The 25,205-nt window shown below is 54.5% G+C and carries 29 protein-coding genes and 1 other annotated feature; of the genes, 23 read left to right on the top strand and 6 right to left on the bottom strand.

Features of this window, described 5'->3' with window-relative positions; all coding sequences use genetic code 11:
* Positions 1-916: 916 nt before the first annotated feature.
* Both TY09_RS12610 and TY09_RS12605 read left to right on the top strand, forming a co-directional pair.
* Positions 917-1,099, top strand: a complete 183-nt coding sequence (locus tag TY09_RS12610) for a ribbon-helix-helix protein, CopG family (protein ID WP_042434979.1) — start codon at positions 917-919, stop codon at positions 1,097-1,099.
* Between the two features lie 143 nt (positions 1,100-1,242).
* On the top strand, positions 1,243-1,530 hold the full coding sequence (locus tag TY09_RS12605) for a hypothetical protein (protein WP_042434977.1): 288 nt from the start codon (positions 1,243-1,245) through the stop codon (positions 1,528-1,530).
* A gap of 30 nt (positions 1,531-1,560) precedes the next feature.
* On the opposite strand, the gene TY09_RS12600 is transcribed toward TY09_RS12605, so the two are convergent.
* Positions 1,561-2,265 (bottom strand): helix-turn-helix domain-containing protein, encoded by a 705-nt coding sequence (locus tag TY09_RS12600; RefSeq protein WP_009062056.1) that lies wholly within the window; start codon positions 2,263-2,265, stop codon positions 1,561-1,563.
* 118 nt (positions 2,266-2,383) lie between these two features.
* On the opposite strand from TY09_RS12600, the gene TY09_RS12595 reads away from it, so the two are divergent.
* From TY09_RS12595 to TY09_RS12560, 8 genes are all read left to right on the top strand, one after another.
* Positions 2,384-3,088 carry a histidine phosphatase family protein gene (locus TY09_RS12595; protein ID WP_009062034.1) on the top strand — a complete coding sequence of 235 codons (705 nt, stop codon included), beginning with the start codon at positions 2,384-2,386 and terminating at the stop codon, positions 3,086-3,088.
* Positions 3,089-3,149: 61 nt separating this feature from the next.
* Positions 3,150-3,402: a binding site (T-box leader), on the top strand.
* A 124-nt stretch (positions 3,403-3,526) separates the two neighbouring features.
* Positions 3,527-5,230 (top strand): 2-isopropylmalate synthase, encoded by a 1,704-nt coding sequence (gene leuA / locus TY09_RS12590; RefSeq protein ID WP_042434974.1) that lies wholly within the window; start codon positions 3,527-3,529, stop codon positions 5,228-5,230.
* 97 nt (positions 5,231-5,327) lie between these two features.
* Positions 5,328-6,401 carry a 3-isopropylmalate dehydrogenase gene (gene leuB / locus TY09_RS12585; RefSeq protein WP_042434972.1) on the top strand — a complete coding sequence of 358 codons (1,074 nt, stop codon included), beginning with the start codon at positions 5,328-5,330 and terminating at the stop codon, positions 6,399-6,401.
* Complete coding sequence (locus TY09_RS12580) at positions 6,382-7,152, top strand: AzlC family ABC transporter permease (protein ID WP_052335644.1); 771 nt, start codon at positions 6,382-6,384, stop codon at positions 7,150-7,152. The genes leuB and TY09_RS12580 overlap by 20 nt, the downstream gene beginning before the upstream one ends.
* Positions 7,149-7,472: an AzlD domain-containing protein gene (locus TY09_RS12575; RefSeq protein ID WP_042434969.1), complete on the top strand. Its 324-nt coding sequence runs from the start codon at positions 7,149-7,151 to the stop codon at positions 7,470-7,472. Before TY09_RS12580 ends, TY09_RS12575 begins: the two co-directional genes overlap by 4 nt.
* Before the next feature lie 631 nt (positions 7,473-8,103).
* Positions 8,104-8,781, top strand: coding sequence for a Crp/Fnr family transcriptional regulator (locus TY09_RS12570; RefSeq protein WP_052335646.1), 678 nt, complete (start codon positions 8,104-8,106; stop codon positions 8,779-8,781).
* A gap of 57 nt (positions 8,782-8,838) precedes the next feature.
* A complete protein-coding gene (gene rsmA / locus TY09_RS12565) occupies positions 8,839-9,702 on the top strand; it encodes a 16S rRNA (adenine(1518)-N(6)/adenine(1519)-N(6))-dimethyltransferase RsmA (protein ID WP_042434967.1) in 864 nt (287 codons plus the stop codon).
* Between the two features lie 5 nt (positions 9,703-9,707).
* The gene (locus TY09_RS12560) at positions 9,708-10,025 is read left to right on the top strand and encodes a hypothetical protein (RefSeq protein ID WP_042434965.1); all 318 of its coding nucleotides are present in this window, start codon (positions 9,708-9,710) and stop codon (positions 10,023-10,025) included.
* 40 nt (positions 10,026-10,065) lie between these two features.
* Here TY09_RS12560 and TY09_RS12555 read toward each other — a convergent pair whose 3' ends face one another.
* Positions 10,066-10,602 (bottom strand): superoxide dismutase family protein, encoded by a 537-nt coding sequence (locus TY09_RS12555; RefSeq protein WP_009065075.1) that lies wholly within the window; start codon positions 10,600-10,602, stop codon positions 10,066-10,068.
* 310 nt (positions 10,603-10,912) lie between these two features.
* Here TY09_RS12555 and TY09_RS12550 point away from each other — a divergent pair, with 310 nt between their 5' ends.
* The 9 genes from TY09_RS12550 to TY09_RS12510 all read left to right on the top strand — a co-directional run bounded on the left by TY09_RS12550 (position 10,913) and on the right by TY09_RS12510 (position 16,233).
* Positions 10,913-12,250 (top strand): hypothetical protein, encoded by a 1,338-nt coding sequence (locus tag TY09_RS12550; RefSeq protein WP_042434962.1) that lies wholly within the window; start codon positions 10,913-10,915, stop codon positions 12,248-12,250.
* Positions 12,251-12,321: 71 nt separating this feature from the next.
* Complete coding sequence (locus TY09_RS12545; protein WP_042434959.1) at positions 12,322-12,720, top strand: MmcQ/YjbR family DNA-binding protein; 399 nt, start codon at positions 12,322-12,324, stop codon at positions 12,718-12,720.
* Positions 12,717-13,154 carry a YaiI/YqxD family protein gene (locus tag TY09_RS12540; protein WP_042434956.1) on the top strand — a complete coding sequence of 146 codons (438 nt, stop codon included), beginning with the start codon at positions 12,717-12,719 and terminating at the stop codon, positions 13,152-13,154. The genes TY09_RS12545 and TY09_RS12540 overlap by 4 nt, the downstream gene beginning before the upstream one ends.
* 2 nt (positions 13,155-13,156) lie before the next feature.
* A complete protein-coding gene (gene thpR, locus TY09_RS12535) occupies positions 13,157-13,696 on the top strand; it encodes an RNA 2',3'-cyclic phosphodiesterase (RefSeq protein WP_042434953.1) in 540 nt (179 codons plus the stop codon).
* The gene (locus tag TY09_RS12530; RefSeq protein ID WP_042434951.1) at positions 13,693-14,034 is read left to right on the top strand and encodes an MmcQ/YjbR family DNA-binding protein; all 342 of its coding nucleotides are present in this window, start codon (positions 13,693-13,695) and stop codon (positions 14,032-14,034) included. The genes thpR and TY09_RS12530 overlap by 4 nt, the downstream gene beginning before the upstream one ends.
* Before the next feature lie 6 nt (positions 14,035-14,040).
* Complete coding sequence (locus TY09_RS18990) at positions 14,041-15,000, top strand: GNAT family N-acetyltransferase (RefSeq protein ID WP_042434948.1); 960 nt, start codon at positions 14,041-14,043, stop codon at positions 14,998-15,000.
* Positions 15,001-15,005: 5 nt separating this feature from the next.
* The gene (locus TY09_RS12520; protein ID WP_042434946.1) at positions 15,006-15,395 is read left to right on the top strand and encodes a flavodoxin family protein; all 390 of its coding nucleotides are present in this window, start codon (positions 15,006-15,008) and stop codon (positions 15,393-15,395) included.
* The gene (locus TY09_RS12515) at positions 15,395-15,877 is read left to right on the top strand and encodes a VOC family protein (RefSeq protein WP_042434944.1); all 483 of its coding nucleotides are present in this window, start codon (positions 15,395-15,397) and stop codon (positions 15,875-15,877) included. The genes TY09_RS12520 and TY09_RS12515 overlap by 1 nt, the downstream gene beginning before the upstream one ends.
* A 137-nt stretch (positions 15,878-16,014) precedes the next feature.
* A complete protein-coding gene (locus TY09_RS12510) occupies positions 16,015-16,233 on the top strand; it encodes a DUF1653 domain-containing protein (protein ID WP_042434942.1) in 219 nt (72 codons plus the stop codon).
* A 99-nt stretch (positions 16,234-16,332) separates the two neighbouring features.
* Here TY09_RS12510 and TY09_RS12505 read toward each other — a convergent pair whose 3' ends face one another.
* Complete coding sequence (locus TY09_RS12505) at positions 16,333-16,818, bottom strand: low molecular weight protein-tyrosine-phosphatase (protein WP_042434939.1); 486 nt, start codon at positions 16,816-16,818, stop codon at positions 16,333-16,335.
* Positions 16,819-17,071: 253 nt separating this feature from the next.
* Between TY09_RS12505 and TY09_RS12500 the strand changes: the two genes are divergently transcribed.
* A complete protein-coding gene (locus TY09_RS12500) occupies positions 17,072-17,536 on the top strand; it encodes a pyridoxamine 5'-phosphate oxidase family protein (RefSeq protein ID WP_042434936.1) in 465 nt (154 codons plus the stop codon).
* Positions 17,537-17,603: 67 nt separating this feature from the next.
* On the opposite strand, the gene TY09_RS12495 is transcribed toward TY09_RS12500, so the two are convergent.
* The 3 genes from TY09_RS12495 to TY09_RS12485 form a co-directional block, all read right to left on the bottom strand.
* Positions 17,604-18,410 (bottom strand): lytic transglycosylase domain-containing protein, encoded by an 807-nt coding sequence (locus TY09_RS12495; RefSeq protein WP_042434933.1) that lies wholly within the window; start codon positions 18,408-18,410, stop codon positions 17,604-17,606.
* A 100-nt stretch (positions 18,411-18,510) separates the two neighbouring features.
* Positions 18,511-20,736 (bottom strand): YhgE/Pip domain-containing protein, encoded by a 2,226-nt coding sequence (locus TY09_RS12490; protein WP_052335640.1) that lies wholly within the window; start codon positions 20,734-20,736, stop codon positions 18,511-18,513.
* A gap of 13 nt (positions 20,737-20,749) precedes the next feature.
* Positions 20,750-23,389: a YhgE/Pip domain-containing protein gene (locus TY09_RS12485; protein ID WP_042434930.1), complete on the bottom strand. Its 2,640-nt coding sequence runs from the start codon at positions 23,387-23,389 to the stop codon at positions 20,750-20,752.
* On the opposite strand from TY09_RS12485, the gene TY09_RS12480 reads away from it, so the two are divergent.
* The 3 genes from TY09_RS12480 (at position 23,378) to TY09_RS18630 (ending at position 25,081) form a co-directional block, all read left to right on the top strand.
* Positions 23,378-23,623: a hypothetical protein gene (locus TY09_RS12480; RefSeq protein ID WP_042434927.1), complete on the top strand. Its 246-nt coding sequence runs from the start codon at positions 23,378-23,380 to the stop codon at positions 23,621-23,623. The genes TY09_RS12485 and TY09_RS12480 overlap by 12 nt on opposite strands.
* Positions 23,624-23,635: 12 nt before the next feature.
* A complete protein-coding gene (locus TY09_RS12475) occupies positions 23,636-24,475 on the top strand; it encodes a deoxyribonuclease IV (RefSeq protein WP_042434924.1) in 840 nt (279 codons plus the stop codon).
* A 429-nt stretch (positions 24,476-24,904) separates the two neighbouring features.
* Positions 24,905-25,081 (top strand): hypothetical protein, encoded by a 177-nt coding sequence (locus tag TY09_RS18630; RefSeq protein WP_009065065.1) that lies wholly within the window; start codon positions 24,905-24,907, stop codon positions 25,079-25,081.
* The last annotated feature ends 124 nt before the right edge of the window (positions 25,082-25,205 follow it).

The following is a 25,205-nucleotide window of genomic DNA, read 5'->3' as shown; positions in this document are numbered from 1 at the left end:
ACGAAAAGAAAGTAAGCAAAGATTCGCCAAAGGGGAGAGTTTCGATTCTCTCCCCCTTGGAACTCCCTCTCAACGACCAAAGGCGCTGCCTTTGGAATCCGGGAGAGGCTCCCGCTCTGCTGCTTGTTCACGCACAGGCACAGCCTGCGCGTGAAGCAAGTGCGTAAGGGAAGCTTTCCCATCTAAAATGGTACGAAAAGTACTCTGTAAGCCAATAAAAAAATGCGGCGAAGCCGCACCTAAAAAACACCGAGCTAACGAGAGCGCTCTGAAAATGCCCGCCGACAGACGGGATTGCAAGGCTCATTTCCTGAGTAAGCTCGGAGAGTGGGCATTTTCATTGGAGCGCCTTGCGGACAGCTTTCGTTTGCACAATCAGGGCTTGTTCCCCAGACGGATTCCAAAGGTGTCCTTTGGAAGGCCTTTGCCTAACGCCGTCCTTTCACGAAAGTAAGTGCCCGCCTCGGCACGAGGGGCAAGCCTGCGCAAGCAGAAACCCCACGCGGGGGCATCCGCAGCCAGCTTGCGCTAGAAAATGCGGCGAAGCCGCACCTAAAAACAGCGAGCCGACGAGAGCGCTCTGAAAATGCCCGCCGACAGACGGAATCGCAAGGCTCGTTTCCAGATGAAGCTCGGAAAGTGGGCATTTTCATTGGAGCGCCTTACGGCTAGCTTTCGTTTGCACAGTCAAGGGCCGTTCCCCAAACGGATTCCAAAGGTGTCCTTTGGAAGGCCTTTGCTTACTTTCGTCCTTTCACGAAAGTAAGTGCCCGCCCCGGCATGAGGGGCAAGCCCTGCGCCAGCAGACAGGCCGTATGAGAGATATCCATAAAATAATTTTATATAATATACGATAATAAGCTTGACTTACCGACGTAATTAAGTTAAAGTATTAGTGACCCCAATAAGTGAGGTGATGTTTTTGGGGAACAAAAAAATGGGTCGCCCTACGGATAACCCTAAGGACATTTCGCTGAAGATAAGGCTAGATAAAGAAACCTCCGAAAGGCTGGACGATTGTGTCGAGGCCTTGGAGGTATCAAAAGCGGAAGTGATACGGCGTGGTGTCCATAAGATGTATGACGACCTCAAAAAATAAGAGAAGCGGCGCCTACCCTAGCAAGTAACGCCACTTCCCCCACAACCGGCAGATGCCCGAAGGCAAATGACAGCGTAAATAGTATAGCATACGCCGTTCTTTCTTTCAAGGCTTCTGCCCTGATTCAGAAAGGAAGCGACGCAATGATTATTCGACAGTTTAAACCCGATCAGTATGAGCAGCTTTGCAAAGCGCTTGCCGAAAGCGCCTATCCGGAGCCGCAGTCCGCAAGCTATACGGTCAGCCTGAACGTGGGAACAGAGGAATACCGGCTCAGGCTTCAGCCGGAGTCCCGGCGCAGAGTAGCCGCCCTGCAGGCGCTGCGGATTGACCGCAATGAAAACGGCCCCCGCTTTGATCTGATCGTCGGCGGGAATCTGCTTTCCGCACTGCTGGAGCTTTGGAGCAGCCAGAATCTTCGCAGAAGCTAAGTTCCCGACGGGCAAAACCGGCAGACGGAATCATTTTTCCTGCTTTTTCAGGCCCATGCGCGACTCCGCGCTTTGCACCAGGTGGAACAGCGAGCCGGCGAACAGCGGGTACTGCTCCTGAATCAGTTCTGGGGAAAGCGCGGGCGCCTGGTCCTTCTTCAGGCCCTTTTCCTGCTCCAGGTCCTCGCCGCTGGCCACGTATTCCGCGTTGGCCTGGGCAATCGAGAGCGCGGCGTCGGAAAGACCCTTGTCAAGGCCGGGCGGCGCGGCGAACATGCCCTGCGGATTTTTCGGGTTCGCCGAATACAAAATCCGGAACGCTTTGTAAACCGCGAGCGTCAGACAGGCGGAAATCTCGGTGGTGAGCGCCTTGTTGCCGCATTTTTGCAGCAGGCTGAAAATGATGTTCAGCGAGTTTGCGAGCAGCTTTTTATTCAGCACGGGCAGCAGGCTGCCCTTCATCACATTTTCTTTTCCAACGGTATCCGGCTCGGGAATGTCTTCCACAGTCAGGGTCGCTCCGCTGCGGTCGGGGGTACGCCCCAGCAGATAATCGCAGGAAACATTGTAAAAATCCGCGGCGCGCACGACAAAATCCAGCCCGCATTCACGGATTCCCTTTTCGTAGTGCGACAGCAGAGCCTGAGACACGCCCAGCTCTTCCGCCACCTTTTTTTGACTATATCCCTGTTCTTTCCGCAGTAATGTCATAATTCTGGAAAAATTACTGTTCATGCCGGAAAACCCCCGTCGAAATTTGTAGCACTTTAACGTATTGTAAAGTATATAACAAATACAACGGATTGTAAACCGCTAGATATCGTAGGAAGAAGTAAAAAAGGAGCAATATCTTATGAAATCTTATCTCATCCATTTGATCCGCCACGGAGTGGCCGAGGGAAACGTGCTCGGTCAGTATATCGGCAGCACCGATTCCCCCCTTTGCGAGCAGGGAATCGAGCAATTACTGCAAATCAAACAGAAGCAGGAATACCCGTCGGCACAGGTGTATTACAGCAGCCCCCTGACCCGCTGCGTGCAGACGATGCAGATTCTGTATCCGGACGCAAAGCCGGTGCTGCTCGACGGCCTGCGCGAGTGTGATTTCGGCGACTGGGAGGGCAAAACCGCCAAAGAGCTGGAGAGCGACCCCGCGTTCCTGCGCTGGATGGAGAGCGGGCAGCAGGCCGCGCCGCCGAACGGGGAAGACAGCCGCGCGTTTTTGTACCGGGTGTGCTCCGCGTTCGAACAGCTGGTGGAAGAGCTGCTGCGCTCCGGCACGACCAGCGCGGCCGTGGTGACGCACGGCGGAGTCATGATGGCCCTGCTTGCTTCCTACGGTCTGCCGCGTGCTTCGGCCTATGAATGGATGACGGAACCGGGTTGCGGATATACGCTGCGCGTCACTCCGGGGCTGTGGATGCGCTCGATGGTGGCGGAGGTGATCGCGACCATTCCGCACGGCGATCAGGGCACTTTGCGCGAGCACACGGTGGTCGATCTGGCGCGCGAGGCGGCAAACCGCGCCTATGGAAAAGAGAACTCCTCCGAAAAATAGGGGTTGACAAAACGAAAACTGCCTCATATAATAAAAGCAATTTCATAGACCATTTGGTCCCCCAAAGACATCGAAGGGAAAAAGACATTTGGCAAAGCAGTCAGAGAGCCGGCGGTTGGTGCGAGCCGGTGCGTAGCCTTTTGTGAATAGCTCATCCCGGAGTCGTCGGTCTGAAGAACTGCAGTAAGACCGAACGCAGCAGGCAGCGTTATCAGCCGGAGCCTTGTTAGAGGCTTTTGAAGGGTTTTCCGCGCGAGCGGATTTCCGAATCAGGGTGGTACCGCGGGTTTGTCCTACACAAATTCGCCCCTGACTCAGCTTATCGCTGAGTCAGGGGCTTTTTTTGTTTTTCCATCCGTTCACTGAAAAAGTGACTTCCTGTGAAAACGGCAGTTTCTTCCAAGTGGCACGATTCATGTTATAAAGGAGAGATCGATTATGGTAACAGGCTATCAAAAGTACATTCCATTTCAGCCGGTTCGGCTGCCCGATCGCCAGTGGCCCGAGCGGGCCATTGACAAAGCGCCCGTCTGGTGCAGCGTAGACCTGCGCGACGGCAATCAGGCACTCGTCAACCCGATGAATCTGGATGAAAAGCTTTTGTTCTTCCAGACTTTGGTGGACATCGGCTTCAAAGAGATTGAGGTGGGCTTCCCGTCCGCCTCCGAAACGGAATATGAGATGCTGCGCACCCTAATCGATCAGAATCTGATTCCCGACGACGTGACTGTTCAGGTGCTGGTGCAGGCCCGCCCGCATCTGATCCACAAAACGTTCGAGGCGATTTCCGGCGCGAAGAATGTCATCGTCCATTTCTATAACTCCACCTCCACGCTGCAGCGCAAGGTCGTGTTCAATACCGACATGAACGGCATCATCGACATCGCCGTCAAGGGCGCGAAGCTGATCCGCGAGCTGACCGAGGAAGAGGTCAAAAAGAGCGGCGCGAACATCCGCTACGAATATTCGCCCGAAAGCTTTACCGGCACCGAGATGGATAACGCCGTTCGCATCTGCGAGCATGTGCTCGACGAGCTGGGCGCCACGCCGGAGAAACCGGTGATCCTGAATTTGCCCAGTACGGTGGAGGGCAGCACACCCAACTGCTACGCAGATCAGATCGAGTATTTCTGCCGGAATTTAAAGGGCCGTGACCGCGCGATCATCAGCATTCATCCCCATAACGACCGCGGCTGCGCCGTGGCGGCCACCGAGCTGGGCATGATGGCCGGCGCGGAGCGCGTGGAGGGCACCATCTTCGGCAACGGCGAGCGTACCGGCAACGCCGACGTGATGGTCGTCGCGATGAACATGTACACGCAAGGGGTTGACCCCGGGCTCGATTTCACCGAGATGAACAAAATCCGCAAGATATATGAATCCTGTACCAAGATGAAGGTTCACGAGCGGCACCCCTACGCGGGCGAGCTGGTGTTCACCGCGTTCTCCGGTTCGCATCAGGATGCGATCAAAAAGGGCGTGGACTACATGCAGAAGAGCCGCTCGCCGGTATGGCAGGTTCCGTATCTGCCCATCGACCCCGCGGATGTCGGCCGCGAGTACGAGCCGATCATCCGCATCAACAGCCAGTCCGGCAAGGGCGGCGCTGCGTTCATCATGCAGCAGATGTTCGGCTACAATCTGCCGAAGGAAATGTACCCCGAGTTCGGTATGGTGGTGCAGACTGCCTGCGACAATCTGGGCCGCGAGCTGCAGCCGCAGGAGATTTTCGACCTGTTCCAGAAGGAATATCTCCAGATCCGCTATCCCTACAACCTCAAAAGCTACAAGCTGTATGAGGAGAACGAGGACGACGGCGAAACCACTGTTCACTTTGAAGGCGTTCTGCGCTTCCACCATGAGGATCACCAGATCAGCGGAGTCGGAAACGGCCCGATCGATGCGTTCTTCAAGGCGCTGGGCGGCGTAGGAATCAAGGATTACCGCTTTGTGTCGTACCACGAGCATGCGGTATCGAAGGGTGCGGATTCGAAGGCGCTGTCGTATATTCAGCTGACCACCCCGGATTACAAGACTGTGTTCGGCGTAGGGCTTGACAATAACATCAGCCTCGCATCCATCAAGGGAATCGTGTGCGCCATCAACCGCGCACAGCTTTCCACCGCGAGCAATAATTTCTGAGAGAGATGTTTCATTGTTTCCCTGCCGAAAGCGGGGAAACAATCGCTTTTCTTTCTCAAGGTCATAAAAACAATGGAAGCTTTAAGGAGGAACACAGATGCAGAATTATCGGATTGCCGTACTCAAAGGGGACGGGATCGGGCCGGAAATCGTAGAGCAGGCACAGCGGGTGCTCAGCCGCGCCGCGGAAAAATTCAGCTTTGCCGTGGAATACGCTCCCGCGCTGCTGGGCGGCTGCGCGATCGACGCGGCGGGCACCGCCCTGCCGCAGGAGACCATAGACATCTGCAAAGCATCGGACGCGGTTCTGCTGGGCGCGGTGGGCGGCCCCAAGTGGGATGTGCTGCCCGGCAACCAGCGGCCTGAAACAGGGCTTTTGGGTATCCGCAAGGCGCTCGGGCTGTTCGCGAACCTGCGCCCCGCCGTCATTTTTGAGCCGCTGCGCGGCGCTTCGCCCATCCGCCCCGACATCATCGGTTCCTCGCTCGATCTGATGGTCGTGCGCGAGCTGACCGGCGGCATCTATTTCGGAGAACGAGGCGCCAGGCAGGTGGACGGGGCCGAGGCTGCCTACGACACGGAAATGTACAGCGTGCCTGAAATCGAGCGCATTGCCCGCGTCGGCTTCGATATGGCCCGCAAGAGAAACGGCCGTCTGTGCAGTGTCGACAAGGCCAACGTGCTCGATTCCTCCCGCCTGTGGCGCAAAACGGTGACCCGCATCGGGAAAACGGAATACCCCGATGTCGCGCTCAGCCATATGTACGTGGATAACTGCGCGATGCAGCTGGTGCGCAATCCCGGCCAGTTCGACGTGATCGTCACCTCCAACCTGTTCGGCGACATTCTGTCGGACGAAGCTTCCATGATCAGCGGCTCCATCGGGATGCTTGCCTCCGCCAGTCTGGGAGCGGAAAATCCGGGCATGTACGAGCCGATCCACGGTTCCGCGCCGGATATTGCCGGGCAGGGAATCGCGAATCCTCTGGCGACGATCCTTTCGGTGGCGATGATGCTGAGGTACTCCCTGAATCAGCCGCAGGCCGCCTCTGCCATTGAAGCGGCGGTGGATGCCGCCCTGCGGAAGGCGCGCACGCCCGATTTGAAAGAAGAGGGCCTGAAAACCGTCGGCTGCGAGGAGATGGGAACGCTTGTCTGCGGACTGCTGTGAGAATCCGGCGGGCCTTGGGGAGGAGAATCCGGATTTGCCGGATCTCAGTTTTCAGCGGGGGCTGAAAGACGGTCTGCCGATCTGTTTGGGGTATCTTTCGGTGTCGTTCGCGTTCGGGATGACGGTGGCCCAAAGCGGGATGCCCATTTGGGTGGCGCTTTTTATTTCCGTCACCAATGTCACCTCCGCCGGGCAGTTTGCGGGGTTTGATTTGATTCTGCACGGCGCGAAGTATCTGGAAATCGCCATTACCACACTCGTGATCAATCTGCGGTATTTTCTGATGTCGCTTTCCCTGTCCCAGAAGGTGGACAGGGGAATGACCACGCTGCAGCGGCTTGTGCTTTCATTCGGCATTACCGACGAAATCTTTGCTGTTGCGATCCAGCAGCCGGGGATGGTCGGCGCGCGCTACCTAGCTGGGCTGATCACCACGCCGCTGACCGGCTGGTCGCTGGGCACCTTTCTGGGTGCGGCGGCCACGGGCTTTTTGCCCGAGAGCCTGCGCACCGCGCTGGGAATTATGATTTACGGCATGTTTATCGCCATTATTATTCCGCCGGCGCGTCAGTCGCGGCCGGTGGCCACGGTGGTGGTGCTTTCTGCCGCGCTGAGCTGTGTGTTCCGCTATGTGCCGCTGTTTCAAGGCATTTCCTCCGGCTGGGCGACGATTTTGTGCACGCTGATCGCCTGCACGTTCGCGGCGCGTCGCTACCCGGTAAACTGTGCGGAAACGGAGGAAGCCGGATGAATACTGCTTATGTGGTGTCCTGCGTTCTGCTGATGGCCGGGGTCACGTATGTGATCCGCATGCTGCCGATGGCGGTGTTTCAGCGGCGGCTTGAAAATCGGTTTGTGCGCTCCTTTCTCGCATATGTGCCGTACGCGGTGCTTTCGGCCATGACCTTCCCGCAGATTCTGTATTCCGCGGGCGGCACGGCGGCTTCGGCAGCCGGGCTTCTGGTGGCGATGGTGCTCGCGTTTCGCGGCAAGGGACTTCTGGTGGTCGCACTCGGCGCGGCCGCCGCGGCACTGCTCACTCAGCAGCTGCTGTTGGCAGGACTTCTATAGAACTTTGTACAAAGATCAAAAGGCTTCTGCATTTGGCAGAAGCCTTTTTTTTGAGGGGTGCTGCCGGAGAAAACTTCGCCTTTTGTTTTCTGGTGCGATGTGGTAAAATAGTTTTAAATTGATAGGCGTAAAATATCGTTGAAAAATAATTTTGTGCCCTTGGCATGGGAAATTCTGTTGATGCGGGGCTGGTCTTTTAGACTGAGACGAGCGTATGCTTTATGTTAAAATGTGCAAAAGAATGTATTTGCTCTTTGCGGACAAACCGCATGTCTGCTGGCACAGGGCTTGCCCCTCATGCCGGGGTGGGCACTTACTTTCGCAACGAGGCGAAAGTAAGCAAAGGCTCGCCAAAGGACACCTTTGGAATCCATTCGGGGAACGCCCCCTATAAGCGCAGACGATAGCTACTGTAAAGGCGCTCCAATGAAAATGCCCACTCTCCGGGTTTTATCTGGAAACAGGCCCGGTAATTTCGTCTGTCGGCGGGCATTTTCAGAGCGCTCTCGTTGGCCCGGGGAAGTCCCTGAACGGGAACTGAGTGCAGGATTGTTTCTGTGTGAGAACAGGTTGCTTTTTGCAGTTTTCCTGCGTGCATGCAGATTCAGCCTGCCGGAGAAAGGAGAAGACCGTGAAACCGGAATATGCTATGTTACAGTCCACGGCCTTGTTCCATGGTGTGGAGGAGCAGGATCGCGAAGCGATCATCAGCTGCCTGAACAGCGGCGTCAGGGAGTATTCCAAAAATCAGATTGTGCTGCTGGCAGGCGAACCGGTCGAATGGATCGGCGTTGTGCTGTCGGGCCGGGTACAGGTGGTAAGGGAAGACCTGTTCGGCGGCCGGTCGATCGTCGCGGAGTTTTCCGCGGGGGAGATTTTCGGGGAATCGCTGGCCTGCGCGCAGATTCGCCAGAGTCCGGTCTCAGTCATCGCTTCCACAGACTGCCGCGTGATGCGTCTTTCCGCAGAAAAATTGCTGTCGCCGTGCCCGGCTATGTGCGGGCACCATGCCACGCTTCTGCGCAACATGATGCATCTGCTTGCGGAGAAGAATGTGTATTTGAACCGCAAAATGGAAATCCTCTCACAGAAGAGCACGCGGGATAAGGTGCTGGCCTACCTCGGTGATCAGGCGCGCCGGCAGGGAACCATGGAGCCGGTGATCCCCTTTTCGCGCGAAGAGCTGGCGGATTTTCTGTGCGTGAACCGCAGCGCTCTTTCCAAAGAATTGGGGCGCATGCAGCAGGAGCAGCTCATCCGCTTTCACCGCAACCGATTTATTCTCAATCCGGACAAGCTGCAGGAGTAGTCGGCTGCCCGATTGTCCGATTACCGGCCACGGCCGCACAACACAAGCGGAGGTTTCATGAACAATCTATCCAACATCACAACAATCAAAGAGATTTTAGGCCGTCACGGCTTTCATTTCAGCAAAGCGCTGGGGCAAAATTTCCTCATTAACCCCACGGTCTGTCCGCGCATGGCGGAGCAGTCGGGCGCCGCGCCGGAAACCGGTGTGCTGGAGGTCGGCCCCGGTATCGGGGTGCTCACGCGTGAGCTGGCCGAACGGGCACAGAAGGTGGTTTCGGTTGAGCTCGACCGTCGCCTGCTGCCGGTGCTGCAAGAGACGCTGGCGGATTACGATAACGTCACGGTAATCAACGGCGATATCTTAAAGCTCGATCTGAAAGAGCTTCTCCAGCGCGAATTTGCCGGGATGCCGGTGTCGGTGTGCGCCAATCTGCCGTATTACATCACATCGCCTGTCATCATGCGGCTGCTCGAGGAGCGGCTCGATATCACCTCCCTGACCGTGATGGTGCAAAAGGAGGCGGCGCGGCGCATCTGTGCGCAGCCCGGCACACGGGAATGCGGGGCGGTTACGGTGGCGGTGCATTACTACGCCGAGCCGGAGATTTTATTTGAGGTGTCGCGCGGCAGCTTTCTGCCCGCGCCGAATGTCGATTCCTCCGTCATCCGTCTGACGCTGCGCAAAGAACCCGCTGTCCGGGTAGAAAATGAAGCGGGCTTTTTCTCTTTGGTGCGCGCGGCGTTCGGGCAAAGAAGAAAAACGATGCTCAATTCCGTTTCAGCGGGGCTGTCCCTGCCGAAAGAAACGGTGGGCAAGGCTCTCGACGATGCAGGGCTTGACCGCCGCGTGCGTGCCGAGCAGTTGACAATGCAGGAGTTTGCCAGGCTGTATACCTGCCTGGCCTCGCAGAAGGAGTGATTCTTGTGCTGGATACCGATGAAAAAATCGCAAAATTCTTTTTTGTTTTTGGTCTGATTCTGGCTTTGGGGGCAATGGTTCTCGGCCCGCTGGATATCCGCAGCTGGTCGATCGCCTGCGGGGTAACGGCCTCCTTTGTAGCGTTGGCCGGTATGTTTTTCGCCCTGCAGAGCTGGAATGAGCCGGACGACGTGCCCAAGGAGCAGACACCTGTCATGGTGATGCCGGTGGAGCAGTTTGTGCCCATGACACAACCGCATGATGATGGCGCGAACAGCGAAGCTGCCGGTGAGGCCGAAGAGCCTGAACAGCCTGTAGAATAAAAAACACCGGCAGGCGAAGTTCCTGTCGGTGTTTTTCAGTTTAGCAGTTTGGCATCACACAGCCCCATCGGGGTTGCTGCCACTGCTGCCAGCCAGTTCGTTCAATGATCCCGCAGGCAATCATTGGCCCGGAATCGCCGGACGGCTGGGTGGTAAAATCATCCCGATGCAAATGGACAATCACCGTATGCCCAATCACCTGTGAAACAGTGAAGCGGTCCGTAAAGAAGGATAAATATGCGCTGCCCCGGTTGCCGAACAGGGGCGGCATGTCTCCTGCGTGGGCCGGGTGCGGGCAGTTCCCCGGATTAAAATGTCCGTCGGCGTTTGCGAAGGGCTCTTGGTCGGTTCCGGTACAGGCTTTTCCCTCGTGAATGTGAAAACCGAATATATTCACCGGGCAGGAGCCTTCCCCCTGCGGCAGCCCATGTACCAGGGCTGTGACGAGAACGCCGCCCTCCATTTGATGCAGGCGCATGGTTCCGCGCAGCTGCGGGTATGCAGAGCTTCCTTTGATGACGGCCTGTGCATCCGGAATTCTTCTCGCGGTATTTTGAATCGTATTTAAATCAAGCACAGAAGCACCTCCTGTGCTATTGTATGCTTCTGAAGAATGATTTGATCAATGATGGGATTTTACATCCGGGCCGGACGCTTTTTCAGCGTTTTCTTCGCCTTTCGCACAGACTGGGAATCAGGCGGCAGGCCTCGAAATTCCTTTTATTGACAAGTCTTCGAAATCATCGTATTCTAAAGCTACGGTAATATTGCATTTATGAATTGTTGGTTTCTTCCTACGCCTTTGGCAGGGGGAGAAACCGCCATTTTTACGTAAAGTCACTTTGAAAAGTGATTCCCATTCCATCATGCAAAGGAGAGGCGCCTGGGTGATTTATCGGATAGCAATGCCACTGAAACAGCATCTTGTCACATATCTTCAGGAACACAAACTGCAGTTTCCTGAAAACGTTGAAATCACATATTTTGTTTATGAGACCATCGAGCAGCTTTGCGAAATCTATGAAAAAATTCATTCGGATTTTCAGGGGATTATCACCAGCGGCGTCATTCCCAACCATGTGATGGAGGAACTTCGTCAGGGCGATACCCCTTGCCTGAGTTATCTTGATATCGACATTGAAAACACTTACCGCATCCTGCTTCGGGAGAGCATCCGTCGCAGGCAGCAGGATTTTTCGCGCGTTGCGGTGGATTTTATGGCGGACAAAATGACCCTGCCGGAGGCGATTGAGAAAAACGCGCTCGCGACCATCGCGCGGGAGTATGACAACACCTTCCGCCACTACGGCCACCTCGTCATCGAGGAGGAGGAGAAGCGGTTCTCACATTATGTGGAGAAAAAATTCCGGAACGGAGAAATCGATTTTGCATTGACCTATCTCTACACCACGGCGGAGCGGATGCGGGGGATGGGCTATTCCTGCTACTATATTTACCCGAGCCAGAACGCGCTGACGAACACCGTGAGAGAGGTAGTGTCGAAGATCGACGCGATGCGCGCCAGGAGGAGCTACCCCGCCAACGTTCTGATCACCTGCTCTGAACTGCTGACCCGAAAATACAGCAATACAGAGATGAAGTTCCTTGCTTATAAAAAAGAAATCCTAACGCTTGTCAGCCCCTACAGCGGCAGCCTGACCGTAAAAGACAGCCGCGACGGCTTCGAGATTTACACGGACTGCGACACCCTTGCAAAGCTGACAAACAATTTTCTGGAGTGCCCTTTTTATACGTACCTGCAAAAAAATCTGAACTTTTCGGGGTCGATCGGCTACGGAATCGGGCGCAATTTTTATCAGGCCCGCATGAACGCCATGGACGCGGTGCGCCACGGGGAGAACTTCGGCGATGAAAACCATCGAAGCTTTTTGATCGATGAAGACAACAAAATGATCTGCATGACTCCCGGCAGCGAAGCGGATCTTGTGATTTCGGATGTGGAGAGCGATTATATTTACCGTGTGGCGTCAGAGGTAAAGCTTTCTCCTGAAACGGTGTCGAAAATCATCCATGTCCTCAAGGAGGAGGGCTCCGATGAAATTTCTTCTCTCGATCTGATCAATCGTCTTGGGATTTCCACTAGAACGGCCAACCGCTTTCTGGCCAATCTGATGAAATACGGGAAAGCCGAGATCATTGGACAAAAAAGGATTGTTCCGAAGGGCAGGCCGGTCAACATTTATAAAATCATGCTGGATTATTAAAACATGGCCCGATCCAGCGGACAAACAATCCGTGTTCGCCTGTGGGCAGCCGGAGAAAAGAGGGAGAATCAATGAACGGTGAACAGCATCCATGGCTGGACGAATATTTGCTGGCAAAGCCCGGCGTGACAAAAGATTTCAAAGAGGAGTGGGGATGGCTGCGCTACCAGGTAGGCAACCGGCTGTTTGCGGCCAGAATGTGCCCGGGAGTAGAGCATAACCCCATGTACGCGGGGAAGGATCTGCTGAACCTGAAGTGCGACCCGATGCTCGCGGAGCTGCTGCGCCGGGAACATGCGGAAATTCTGCCCGGCTTTTATTCTGACAAGCGCTGCTGGAATTCGGTCGATCTGGGCGGCGGACTTCCGCCGGAGCTGCTGCGGCAGTTGTGCGACGACTCTTACCGGCTGGTGTTTGAAAAGCTGACCAAAAAGCTGCAAAGAGAAATTCTTGGGGAGAGCGTAAAGTGACCAGGGTTCTGATTGACGCGGACGGCTGCCCGGTGGTGGATGAGGCAGTGCGCCTGTGCGGGCGCTTCGGGGTGGAGTGCCTGATTCTGTGCGATACGTCGCATCATTTTGAAAAGACGGGTGCTCGCACACTGGTGGTCTCGAAAGGGGCGGACAGTGTCGACTTTGCCCTGGTCAATCTGCTGCGGCCCGGCGACATCGTCGTCACACAGGATTACGGCCTTGCAGCGATGTGCATGGCGCGCGGCGCGCGGATTCTGAATCAGGACGGCATGGAATATACGGCGCAGAATATCGACGCCCTTTTGCTCGCCCGCCATACCGCAAAGAAGATCCGCAACGCGGGTGGCCGGCTGAAAGGGCCGCACAAGCGTTCGCCGGAGCAGGATCAGGCGTTTTGCGGGAAATTGGCGAGTTTGCTGGGGGAGGAATGACTATGCGGCTGTTTCTTGCCGTCAATTTCGACGATGCAACAAAACAACGTATTCTGGCGGTGCAGCAGCGCCTGCGCGAGGTCGCGCAGGGGGATTTTTCCCGGCCCGAAAATCTGCACCTGACGCTGGCTTTTCTCGGCGAGGTTCCGGCGCAGAAAGCCGCGGCTGCCTGCAGAGCGATGGATCGTACCGGGGTTGTGCCTCTGAATTTGACTTTTGATCAAATCGGCTTCTTTCGCCGCGACGGCGGCGACATCTGGTGGATCGGCCTTGCCGAAAACCCGGCGCTGCTCCGGCTGCAGCAGGAGCTGTGCGGCAATCTCATCGCGGAGGGCTTTCGACTGGAGGAACGCCGTTTTTCACCGCATATTACGCTCGCGCGGCGGGTTCGCCTGCATCAAGAGGTTGATCGCGGTGCGATTTTAGGCGCACCGTTTGATACAAGTGTTGACACAGTCAGTCTGATGCGCTCGGAGCGGCCCAATGGGGTGCTGACCTATACGGAGCAGTATTCCGTACGCGCAGGGAGGGATGAGCCTTGACAAAGAAGGAAATGATCTCGCACTGCCTGACCTATCCCGATGCTTATGAGGATTACCCGTTCGATGAGGAATGGGCGGTGATGCGCCACAGGGGAAACCGAAAGTCCTTTGCGTTTGTCTATGAGCGCGGCGGGCATCCGTGCGTCAACCTGAAATGTGAGCCGATGAGCGCGGATTTTCTGCGCTCGGCCTTTTCCGGTGTTGTGCCTGCCTACCACATGAATAAAGTGCATTGGAACACCGTGCTGCTGGACAGCGAGGTGCCGTGGGACGAGCTGCAGCAAATGGTGCGCCAAAGCTATGAACTGACAAAGCCCAAACAACGGCGCGGGGGGTGAGTACAGATGGAGTACCGCAAAATAACGGAAAATAAAAAGCAGTATCTCTCCCTTTTGCTCCTTGGAGACGAACAGGAGTCGATGATCGACCGGTATTTGGAGCGCGGAGAATTGACCGTTCTGTATGAGGGCGGGGAACCGCTGGCGGCTGCGGTCATTATCAACGAGGGTGACGGAGTCTGCGAGCTGAAAAATATTGCGGTCGCTCCCCACAGTCAGGGGAGGGGCCTTGGCAGGCGGCTCATCAGCGAGCTGTGCACACAATGGGGCGCCCGCTGTCATGTGATGATGGTCGGCACCGGCGACAGCCCTGCTACGGTGCCTTTTTATCGGCGCTGCGGCTTCTCGGAATCACACCGGGTCAAAGACTTTTTTACGGAGCATTATGATCACCCGATTTATGAGTGCGGTGTTTTGCTGACAGATATGGTGTATTTCAGCCGCCCTTTGTGGGTGCTTGAAACACCCCGGCTCGGCTTTCGTCGCCTGAGGACAGAGGACCTTGCGGCCCTGCGGCCGATTCTGGGGGATGAACAAACCATGTATGCCTGGGAATACGGCTTTACCGATACGCAGATCGCCGAATGGATTGAGCGCGCGAACCGGCGCTATCAAACCTGCGGGTATTCCCACCACGCCGCCGTTCAAAAGGAGAGCGGCGAGCTGATCGGTTTGATGGGCATTCTGCCGGAGGAAATCGACGGGGAAACCTATTTCGGGCTCGGTTATATTGTCGCACGGCGGTTTTGGGGACAGGGCTATGCGATGGAGGGCGCGGCAGCGTGGCTGCGGTATGCGTTCGACAATCTGGGCGCACAGCAGGTGATCGCCGACATCCGCCCGGAAAACACCGCTTCGCGCAGAGTCGCCGAACGGCTGAGGATGACGGTGGCCGGCGAGCATAGTAAGTACCATAACGGCAAAGAAATGCCGCATCTGATTTATATTAAAAATAAGGAGGATTGACAGGTATGCAGGTGTATTATTTTACCCGTACCGGCAGGAGCAAGGGAATCGCCGAACAGCTGGCCAGCCATTTTCAGACACAGGCAGAACGGATTGAGGACGGCGTCGACTGGTCCGGTGCCGGGGGCTATATGAAGGCCGGATATTTCTCGGCCTCGGGCAAATCCCTGCCGGCTACTTACCATAGCCCGGAGCCGGAGGGAACGGTGGCGCTCGTGTTCCCAATTTGGGCTGGCACCTTTCCTCCGGCGGTGCGTACCTTTATCGATCAGGTGGGGCGCGCACGCATCGTGTGTATTCCCACCTCTCTGGGCAGTAAGCTCAAAGACCGGGACGGCTTTGCAAAGGTGATCGATCTTGTGGGCAAAACGATTTCCGCCCCGGAAGAGCTGTGATGGAGTACGTTTGTGCGCTGCTCGCCGTGCGGGATATGGAACGCTCGAAACAGTTTTACTGCGGGCTGCTGGGGATGGAGATTACCGCTGATTTCGGCGCGAACGTTACACTATCCGACGGTGTTGCCCTGCAGACTGCCGAGAGCTGGCGGGATTTTTTAGAGCTTTCGGAAGATCAGATCACATTTGAAAATTGTGCCACGGAGCTGTATTTTGAAGAAGCGGATTTGGATGCCTTTCTGCAAAAACTTGCTGTGTGGCCGGATTTGAAATATGTTCACCCGCTGAAAGAGCATCGATGGGGTCAGCGCGTGGTTCGCTTTTATGACCCCGACGGTCACATCATAGAGGTCGGCGAAAAAATGCAGCAGGTGGTCTTTCGCTTTCTTCATTCCGGTCTGTCGTGCGAAGAAACCGCCCGTCGGATGGACGTGCCGCTTTCATATGTAGAGTCCTGTATCCGGGAGCAGCAGGTACCGTGAAGAAATTTGGCCGGATTCGTATGGTTGAAAGAGCGGACTGCCTGTGATGAGTAGTCCTAAAAATGGTCTGGAACGGCAGGAATCAATCCGCTTTGAAGACCTGATTTACCGGTTCTACTAGGAAGGGAACAAGAGCAATGGAAGAAATTTTAAAGCCCGGGCGCTACCGCCATTTCAAAGGGAACGAGTACGAGCTGCTGTATGTTGCGCGCCATTCTGAAACTCTGGAAGAAATGGTTGTGTACCGTGCGCTGTACGGGGAAGGCGGCGTCTGGGTACGCCCGGCTGACATGTGGAGTGAGATCATCGCGCGGGACGGTGTAAGCGTTCCCCGGTTCTCTTATCTTGGCGAATAGCCGAATATCGCTATAAAAGCCCCCGCTCTGATTTTCAGAGCGGGGGCTTTTATGTAAGTTGTTTCAGACTTCGTCTTTCCTACGGGAATATGGGATCTTTCATTTGCCCTTTCTTTTGGGGTGAATCAGGCCGCTTGCTTCCAGATCATCCAGAAAAGCGTTGCAGCCCTCCAGAATATCATCGTAGGTGCTGTCAAAATTCCCGGTGAACCAGGGGTCCGCGATATCCCGCGGGCAGGCGGAAAAATCCAGAAGCCGCCGGATTTTCTGCGGATCGTCCGTGCCCAGTATCCGGGCCATGCTCCGAAGGTTGGAACGCTCCATTCCCAGCAGGTAATCATAAGATTGGTAGTCGCGCCGTGTCAGCTGTACGGCGTGCTTGCCCGTGCAGGAAATCCCGTGCTCCGCAAGCTTTTTCACGGTGCCGCGATGAACCGGGTTGCCGATCTCCTCCGCGCTGGTGGCGGCGGATGCAATAACAAACTCGTCCTCACAGCCGCGCTTTGCAGCGAGGTGCTTCAGCAAAAATTCCGCCATGGGCGAGCGGCAGATGTTCCCAAGGCAGACAAATAAAACTCGTACCATTCAGTTTCTCCTGTTTTTAAAATGATAATAATAGGATAATAACAACCACAAGGTCGCTTTCATTGATCAAAAGGAGTACCTTGCGCTGTGAGGTTATTATAGCATGGCCCGAAGTGTTTCAACAACCCGAATCCCTATATCGCGCATTCACCAGAATGCAATGGTTGCCCTGATTACCATTGACTGATATATTGGAGAAAAAGAACGATGGATTTCGCCGGAGATTGCCGGCAAAGAAAACAGGAGGACTTTCATGAGACCAAGCAGAAGAATGTCGCAGGAAGACGCGGTACAGCTGCTGCGCGAGGGAACCTATGGCGTGCTGTCGATTGCCACTTCGCAGGGGGAGCCGTATGGTGTGCCGCTGAATTATTATTATCTTCCGGAAGAGCAGGCGATCTTTTTCCACTGCTTCGTAAAAGGCCGGAAAATCGATACTATCAAAGAAAACGACCGGGTGTCTTTTGTGGTGATTGGCCGCGAAACCATTATGCCCGAGCGCTTTGTTACCCATTATGACAGCGTAATGGTGGAGGGCCGCGCGGAAATCATTACCGACCCGGAGGAGAAAACCAAACGTCTGCTGCAGCTTTGCGACACTCTGGCTCCCGGCGTTTTGGAGCGAAGGGATGAAGTGATCCGCCGGCAGCTGCCGGCCGTGAGTATTATCAAAATCCACGTGGAAAAGATCAGCGGGAAGCGCAACCGCGACGATTGAATCAAAAAACGGCCGTACCCGAACATTGCTCCGGGTACGGCTGCTTTATTATAAAAATATTTGTGTTTTAAAAAAGGCTGGTCAAGGCATCCTCTGTTGTGTTGGAATCTGAAAACAAACCGGCTGTCTGATCCTGTGAGGAAAGCAAAGAATCCGAGAACAGGCTCGACAGAGGGCTTTGAGACTCCTCTGAATCTGAAAATAAAGCCTGCAATGCCTGAAACTGGTACAGCTTCATCAGAAGATAGCTTTCCGAGGTGGAAGCCCCCAGAGAAGAAGAGCTGCCCGTGCTGCCGGTCAGGGCGGAAAGAAGCTCCTGCGAGGAATCTGTACCGGTGCCGCTTTGAGCGGTTCCTGCCGTCAGCTCGGACCCCGTTAGACCCAATACCTTCTGCACGTAATTCTGCGTTTCGGCATAGGGAGGAACCCCGCCGTATTTTTTCACGCTGCCCGGGCCTGCATTATAAGCCGCTACTGCAAGGGTGGTGTCGCCGTTAAACTGGCGCAGAAGCTGACTTAAATATTTGGCGCCGCCCATAATGTTCTGCTCCGCATCAAACGGATCAGAGACTCCAAGGCTGCGGGCCGTGCCCGGCATCAGCTGCATGATGCCCTGCGCTCCGGCGGAGGAAACCACATCCGGGTCAAAACCGGATTCCGCCTTGGCCACCGCTTTAAGCAGATTGACAGGCACCCCATAGACCTCTGCAGCCTTTTCAAACGCCGCGTCGAGGTTGGTGCTTTTCTGCACAGAGCCGAAAATATCAGAAAATGAAGCGCCTGTCTGGGATACAGCTTTCCCCGAAAGGCTTTGACTGCCGTTATTGCCTGTAACACCGGCAACGCCGGTTATGGGGAAATCCAAAGTGTTCAAAGCACCGCTTCCTTTTTTCGACAATTTGTTATGCTTTCAGGGTAATACAAGCCGCCCGGTTTGTCAATCCTTTTTCTGGCTTTTTCAGTGGGCTGGTGTGTCAGATCGCAGCCTTCTGGAACATCTTTTCAAAGAGGGTATTTGCCTTGTGCAGCGGCTTTTTCAGTGCGGCCAGAGGGAGAAATACCACGATAAAGCCAATCAGCGCCCAGATGTTCGTAAATACGCTGTCCCAGGCCGGGCCGGCGATCGCCTCGCGAAAGCCGTTGATTCCGTAGGTGAACGGCCAGAGCGGATGCAGAATGCCGAATACGCGCGGATTGGTCTGGATGGGGTAGATGCCCCCGGCGCCCGCGATCTGAAAGACCATCATAATGACGACGATGGCCTTGCCCACGTTGCCGAACAGCGAAACCAGCGTAAAGACAATGACTACAAAGGTGATGGAGCAAAGAACGCTGAACAGCATCATCAGCCAGAAGTTTTCCGGTTCGACCCCCAGCAGGAAAACATCCCCCAGTGTGATGATGGTGGACTGGATCAGCGACAGGAATAAAAACAGGGTCATCTTGCCAAAGTGCTTTTGCTTCAGGTTCAGGTGGTACCCCTCCGGGTCTTTGCAGTGAACCGTCAGGAACGCGCACAGCAGCAGCGCGCCCACCCAGATGGCAAGAACCGTGTAAAACGGGGTCAATCCGGTGCCGAAGGTGCCGCCCTTGTAGATTTCCACCTGCTCGACATTGAGGGGCGAAGCGATGAAATCTGCGATGGTGTCGGGGTGGTTCTCGATCAGGTCCTCGAGTGTTTCCAGGTCTTCGGTAGAGATGGTGTCTAACCGGGATAAGATATGGCTCAAATCCTCCTGCAGAGTATCGAGCAGGTCGGTCATCTGTGCGCCCTGCTGGACCGTCAGCTCGCTGGAGGCCTTCGTAAAGGCGGCGAGCGCGTCCAGCTGCGGCACGATCGACATCGTCGAGCCGATCAGGCTGCTGGTGTCGTACAGCGACTGCACGATGCTGTCACCGAGGCTGCTGAGCAGCGGCGCCCCCTGCGAGGTGTAGGTGGAAGAAAGATTCTGCGCGAGCTGGGCCTGCTCGTCGCTCAGCTTAGAAAGAGTGCTGAGCATCTCATCCATCGATTCCTTCGGCGTGCTGCTCTGCGCATCGACCATTTTCATTAGTAAATCCTGTTCTGTTTTTACGAGACGGTCGGCATATTTCAGGGAGTTGATCAGAAGCGTCAGCGCGTTCAGATCATATGCTTTATTTAGTTCGGCAAGGTCTTTCGCATCGGTGTCAAGGAGCACATCCAACGCCTTGCAGATAACAATGTTCTGCTGTGCGATACGCTTTGTGTTTTCATCGAGCGTGTTGCCGTTCATATTCCGCAGCGCGGCGATCAGCTGCTGGTTCTGCTGGTTCAGCTCCTGCATGCGGTTCAGGTCGGCGCTCAGATTAGATGCGATCGACTGAATCGTGTGCTGGGTCTTTTCTGCAAGGGAAGCCCCGGATGAGGAGATCTGCTGCAGACCGGTGATCTGGTCGGCAATGGTGGGGGAAAGCGCCGCGGCTTCATCCAAGTATTTCTGAAAGCTTTTGGAGTTGCTGCTGGCCTGGTCGATCTGCGCCTTGGCGCGGGTAATATCCTGATCGGCCTGCTGCAAAGAGGTTTTCAGCTCCTTCAGGCGCGAGGGGTTCATCTGGGTTTCCTTGGAGCCGTCGTTGATCATCGCCATTGCTTTTTCATTCACTGTTTTTACAAAGCTGCTTTCAATGCTGTCGATCAGGCGGTCCTTGGCCACATTGGTGATTTTTGAAGCGATCGCGTTCAGCTTTTCGTTAACCCGGTAGGTCAGAACGGGCCTTTGCGGTGTTGAAGTGGCCAGACTGGCCAGCCGCTCCGAAAAATTACGCGGGATTTCGATCATGGCGTAATAGGTCCCTTGACTCAGGCCGTAATTGCCCTGCCAGTCGCTGACGAACTGCCACCCCATCGACTGATTTCCTTTGAGCTCCTCTACAATGCTGTCGCCCACGTTGATGATTTCCCCGTTGATGACGGCGCCTTCGTCGTTGTTTACAATGGCGACGGGCAGATTGCCGGTATTGGAGTACGGGTCCCAGCAGGCGTAAATGTTGACCCAAGCGTACAGGGAGGGCAGGATGCACAGGCCGATCACAACGGCCAGCGTTGCCTTATTGTGCCGGATTGTTCTTAAATCCTGCAGAAAAACCAGGAATACAGGACGAATCCGTTCGTGTACAACAGAGTGAAGACCGGATTTTATTTTTGCGGGGATGCCCCCCAGCTTACTCATTCGTTTCATGTTGTTCCCCCTTTCATTCGCCCAGACCGGAGCTTTCAAACATCTCTTCAAAGCGGTGCACCGGCTCCGCCATCCGCTGAACGATGAAGTATCCGGCAATCAAAAAGATCAGGGCAAACAGGCCGAGTACGGCAAAATCCAGAAGCACCTGGCTTGTCAGAGGGCCTGCAATCGCCTCGCGGAACCCGCTGACTGTGTAGGCGAACGGGAACAGCGGCTGCAGAATGCTGAAAATCGGCGGGTCTACCTGAATGGGGTAGGTTCCCCCGCTGCCGGGGATTTGAAAGATCATATAGACGATCGCCAGCGCCTTTCCGGCATTCCCAAGGGTAGAATACAGCGTGTAGGTGATGATACAGAACACTATAGAGGAAAACACGGCGAAAAAGATGAACAGCATACTGTTCACCACGTAGATTTTCAGCAGGAGAATGTCGCCCAGCGAAATCACGATGCCCTGAATCAGCGCCATGGAGCAGAACGTCATCATTTTGCCGTAATGTTTTTCGCGCAGCGTCAGCTGTTCGCTTCCTTCAAACTCAGGGGGACGCGAACGCAGGATCGAATTTAAAATCAGGCAGCCTACCCACAGCGCCAGCGCGGTGTAGATCGGCGCCATGCTCGAGCCGTAATTGGGAACGGCGTTGATGTATTCTACGTTTTGTTCAAACGGCTCGGCGATAAAATCCCCCATAAATTCGGGGTTGCTCTGCAAAATCGAGATAATCTGCACAACGTCGTTGTTGTCGACCAGCTCAAGCTTGCCGCCGAGTGTCTGAATGGTGCCTTTGAATTCCTTTAATTTGCTGCTGAGAGAGCCTGTCAGGTCAGAGGTCAGCTTGGTACCGGACTGCGCCGTTTTCAGCATGGTGCCGATTTCAGAACCCAGCTTTTGAGCGGATTGAGAGAGCTGTGCGGCATTGTCGGCCGAGGTGACCAGGCGCTGGCCGATGGTGCTCACATCGCCGCGGATGCTCTGGTTGTATTCCTTTAGAATGTTTGTCAGCTGACTTTCCATCTGATACAGGTCGTCGTTGATGGTGTCGGCTTTTCCTGCGGCCAGCTGTGCGGCGGCATCGGACTGCTTGTGAATGTCTGAGAGCTTGCCGCGCATACTGTCGATTTCCACGCCGATGGAATCGAGCGAGCGGATCATCTTGGTCAGCTGCGCCTTTTTATCGGACTGATTGTTCTGGACTGTTTTCAGAAACTCGACCGTCTTATCGATCTTCGGGATCGCGTCGTCGATCATTTGAATCCCGTTCGCGGCAGCCTGATCGGCCGAAGCGATCGCGGCGGCGGTATCCCCCCGGGTGGCCTGAATTTCTTTCAGATTGGTGATCAGCTTGTCGCCAATGCCGGAATCGCGCAGTGACTTCAGCGCGTCGATCGATGCCTGCAGAACGGTGGAGTGCAGGGATTCATTGAAAGCCTCCAGCGCGGGAATCAGTGTGTCGAGCGATTCGTCGATGTCCTGCACCTGTTTCTCCAGTTCGGGAATTGTTTTGTCCAGGTAGTTGTAGAAGGCCTCCGAGTCTGCGGAGAGCTCCTTCAGGTTTTTCCGCAGCTGTACCAGCTGGCTGCGCAGATTCACCAGCGAAGCGCGCAGAGAGGTCAGCTTTTCTTCTGCGTTTTCCGCATCCTCGCCCCAGTCTATCTCACGGTATTTTTTCAGATAGGAGGCGGTTGCGTCCACAGAGCCGGACATGGCGGACATAGTCGCGTCCAGATCGGAAAAGACGGTGTCCATTTTAGCTGTGCTGCCCTCTTTTGCAGCGCTGTTCAGCTCTGTCAGCAGTGCATGTACGCGCTGGCTGGAGTTTTGTACATAAGAGAGGTTGGTGTCCATATATGTCAGCGAGTTGTTCAGGCGCTTCTGGGCGTCGCGCGAAAGCGTCTGCTGGCTGGCGGCGGTTTTCCCAGCGGTTTCAAGTCCGTTTTCCACCAGCGGCCACGCGGTGTTGACGCTGCTTAAAAATTGATTCAGGTTGATCGAGTTCGTGTGCAGGCTGTCCAGAGAGTAGGAAATGACGTCCATGTTCTGGTTCAGGTTCACGATCGCGTCTTTCATTTGAATGACGCTTTGCAGGTTTTCGTCGGCATCTTCGCCCACAGGATTGAGCATAGAAAAAATGGACTGGTTTACTGTAGACACAAAGTTCGATTTGATTTCCTGCACCAGCGTGTTTTTTGCACTCTCTGTGATCTTTTCCGCCACAGGGTTTACCTTGGTGTCTACCTTATAAATGATTTTTGGCTTGACGGGTGTATCCGAAAGCAGGGTGGTAAAGCTTTCGGAAAAATCCGCCGGAAGCTCGATCGCGGCAAAATAAGTGCCATCGGCCAGGCCAAGGTCGGCCTGCCTCTGGCTGACGAATTTCCAATCGATCTTTTTGTTGTTTTTCAGCTGGTCAACAACGCCCTTGCCGATGTTGACCTCTTTTCCTTTAAATTCCACGGTCTGATCGTTGTTGACGATGGCCACCGGGATGCTGCCTGTGTTTTCGTATACGTCCCAGCAGGCCTTGATATTGACCCAGGCGTAAAGAGCCGGAAGAACACAGATACCGATGGTAATAATAATGGCGACGGGATTATGCAGAATCCTGCGCCAGTCATTGATGAAAATTTTTCGCATGTTATGAAATTTCATGAGAACTCCTCTCTCGGGCCGGATGGCCGCGAACGGTTTTCCGGTGCTGCATGGTTAATTATAGTACACTTTTCCAGTGTTTTGTCAATGGAGAGCGAATTTCCTTTTGCCTTTGGCGAATTCCAACAGGGGGCATCCTTTGCCGCAGTTTCCTTTTTTGAAAGAAAAAACAAGACAGATGCAGAAAAAACGGGTATACTGGCAGTAGGAAAAAAACAACAATCGCATAAATAAAGGAGAAACACAGTGCTGAAAATCGGATGTCATCTGTCTTCTGCAAAGGGATTTCTGGCGATGGGGAAGGATGCGGTTTCCATTGGGGCAAACACCTTCCAGTTTTTCACTCGCAATCCCCGCGGCAGCAAAGCAAAAGAAATCGACCCCGCAGACGCCGCCGCGCTGCGGGAGCTTGCACAGCGCGAAGGGATCAGCAATATCCTGGCCCACGCGCCCTATACGCTCAACGCCTGCTCCGCAGACCCAAAGGTGCGGGAATTTGCCCTTTTTGTGATGCAGGATGATCTGCAGCGCATGGAATATCTGCCTGGCAGCTGCTATAATTTTCATCCCGGCAGCCATACCGGGCAGGGGGAGGATGCGGGAATTTCGCAGATTGCACAGCTGCTCAACGGAATTCTGCGTCCGGAGCAGACAACAACCGTGCTGCTGGAAACCATGGCCGGGAAGGGAACCGAGGTCGGAGGGAGTTTTTCTCAGCTGCGCCGGATACTGGATCAGGTTTCTCTCACAGAGAAAATGGGCGTTTGCCTCGATACCTGCCATGTGTACGATGCGGGGTACGATCTGGTCAATGACCTCGACGGCGTGCTGGCTCAATTTGATCAGGAGATCGGTCTTTCCTGGCTGCGGGCCATCCACCTGAACGACAGCATGAATCCCTTTTTCAGCCACAAGGACCGCCACCAGAAAATCGGGCAGGGCAGCCTGGGGCTCGCTACAATGGAGCGCATCATCAATCACCCTTCTCTGCGGGAACTTCCTTTTTACCTGGAAACACCCAACGAGCTGCCGGGCTATGCGCAGGAAATTCAGCTGCTGAAAAGTCTGTACCGGGAATCGATATAAATGCCGGACAAAAATATTTCACAGCTTTCAAAACCGCCGCGAGGATCTTCTGTCGTGTGGCTAAGTCAGAATGCGGAATCACTGAGGAAAGTGCTGCCCGAAAGCGGCCTTTCCTTTTTTGTTCATTTTCGACGGTCAAACGGGAATCTGTAAATCCGCAGTCAGGAAGCACACGCTTTGCGCTCCTATAGCGGTTTTGATTTCGTAATGCGAAAATTGTCGTTTTATGTTGATATTGGTCAAAATGCAGTTTGATTAATGTCCTTCATTATGCTATAATAGTAACAAATTAACAGGAAAATTTTGTAAATAAATATTTGAAATTTCTATATTTCATTTATATAAAATCAATAGTTTTCAAAAAATAATGCGGTGCGTACAAAAAACAGAATATCGATGAATCACGGACTCATTAATGGAGGGATTATTGTGACGCAGGAAGAGATTAAGAAAATGGACCGCAGAATTCAGCAGGTAAAAGATCCTTTCGGAACCGGCTTTCCAAGCTTTTATCGTTTGCTGGATGACATGGCTCAGAAAAAGGGAGAATCCCGGGAAGAAATACTGCGGCAGCTGATCGTTTGGAAATCGAAAAACCGTATGTGATTTCAAACTTTTCCGCCTGATGACTTCATTTTGAAGGGGATCGTCCGATAAATAAAATACATAGACGATTCTTTTTGGAAACGTTTCCAGGATGTGCAGTGCACAGAAGATATGAGGCGGAATC

The sequence above is a fragment of the Faecalispora jeddahensis genome, assembly GCF_000577335.1.
Taxonomy (GTDB): Bacteria; Bacillota; Clostridia; order Oscillospirales; family Acutalibacteraceae; genus Faecalispora; species Faecalispora jeddahensis.
Note: the sequence above shows the minus strand (reverse complement) of the source record. Positions and strands in the feature narration are given on the sequence as shown.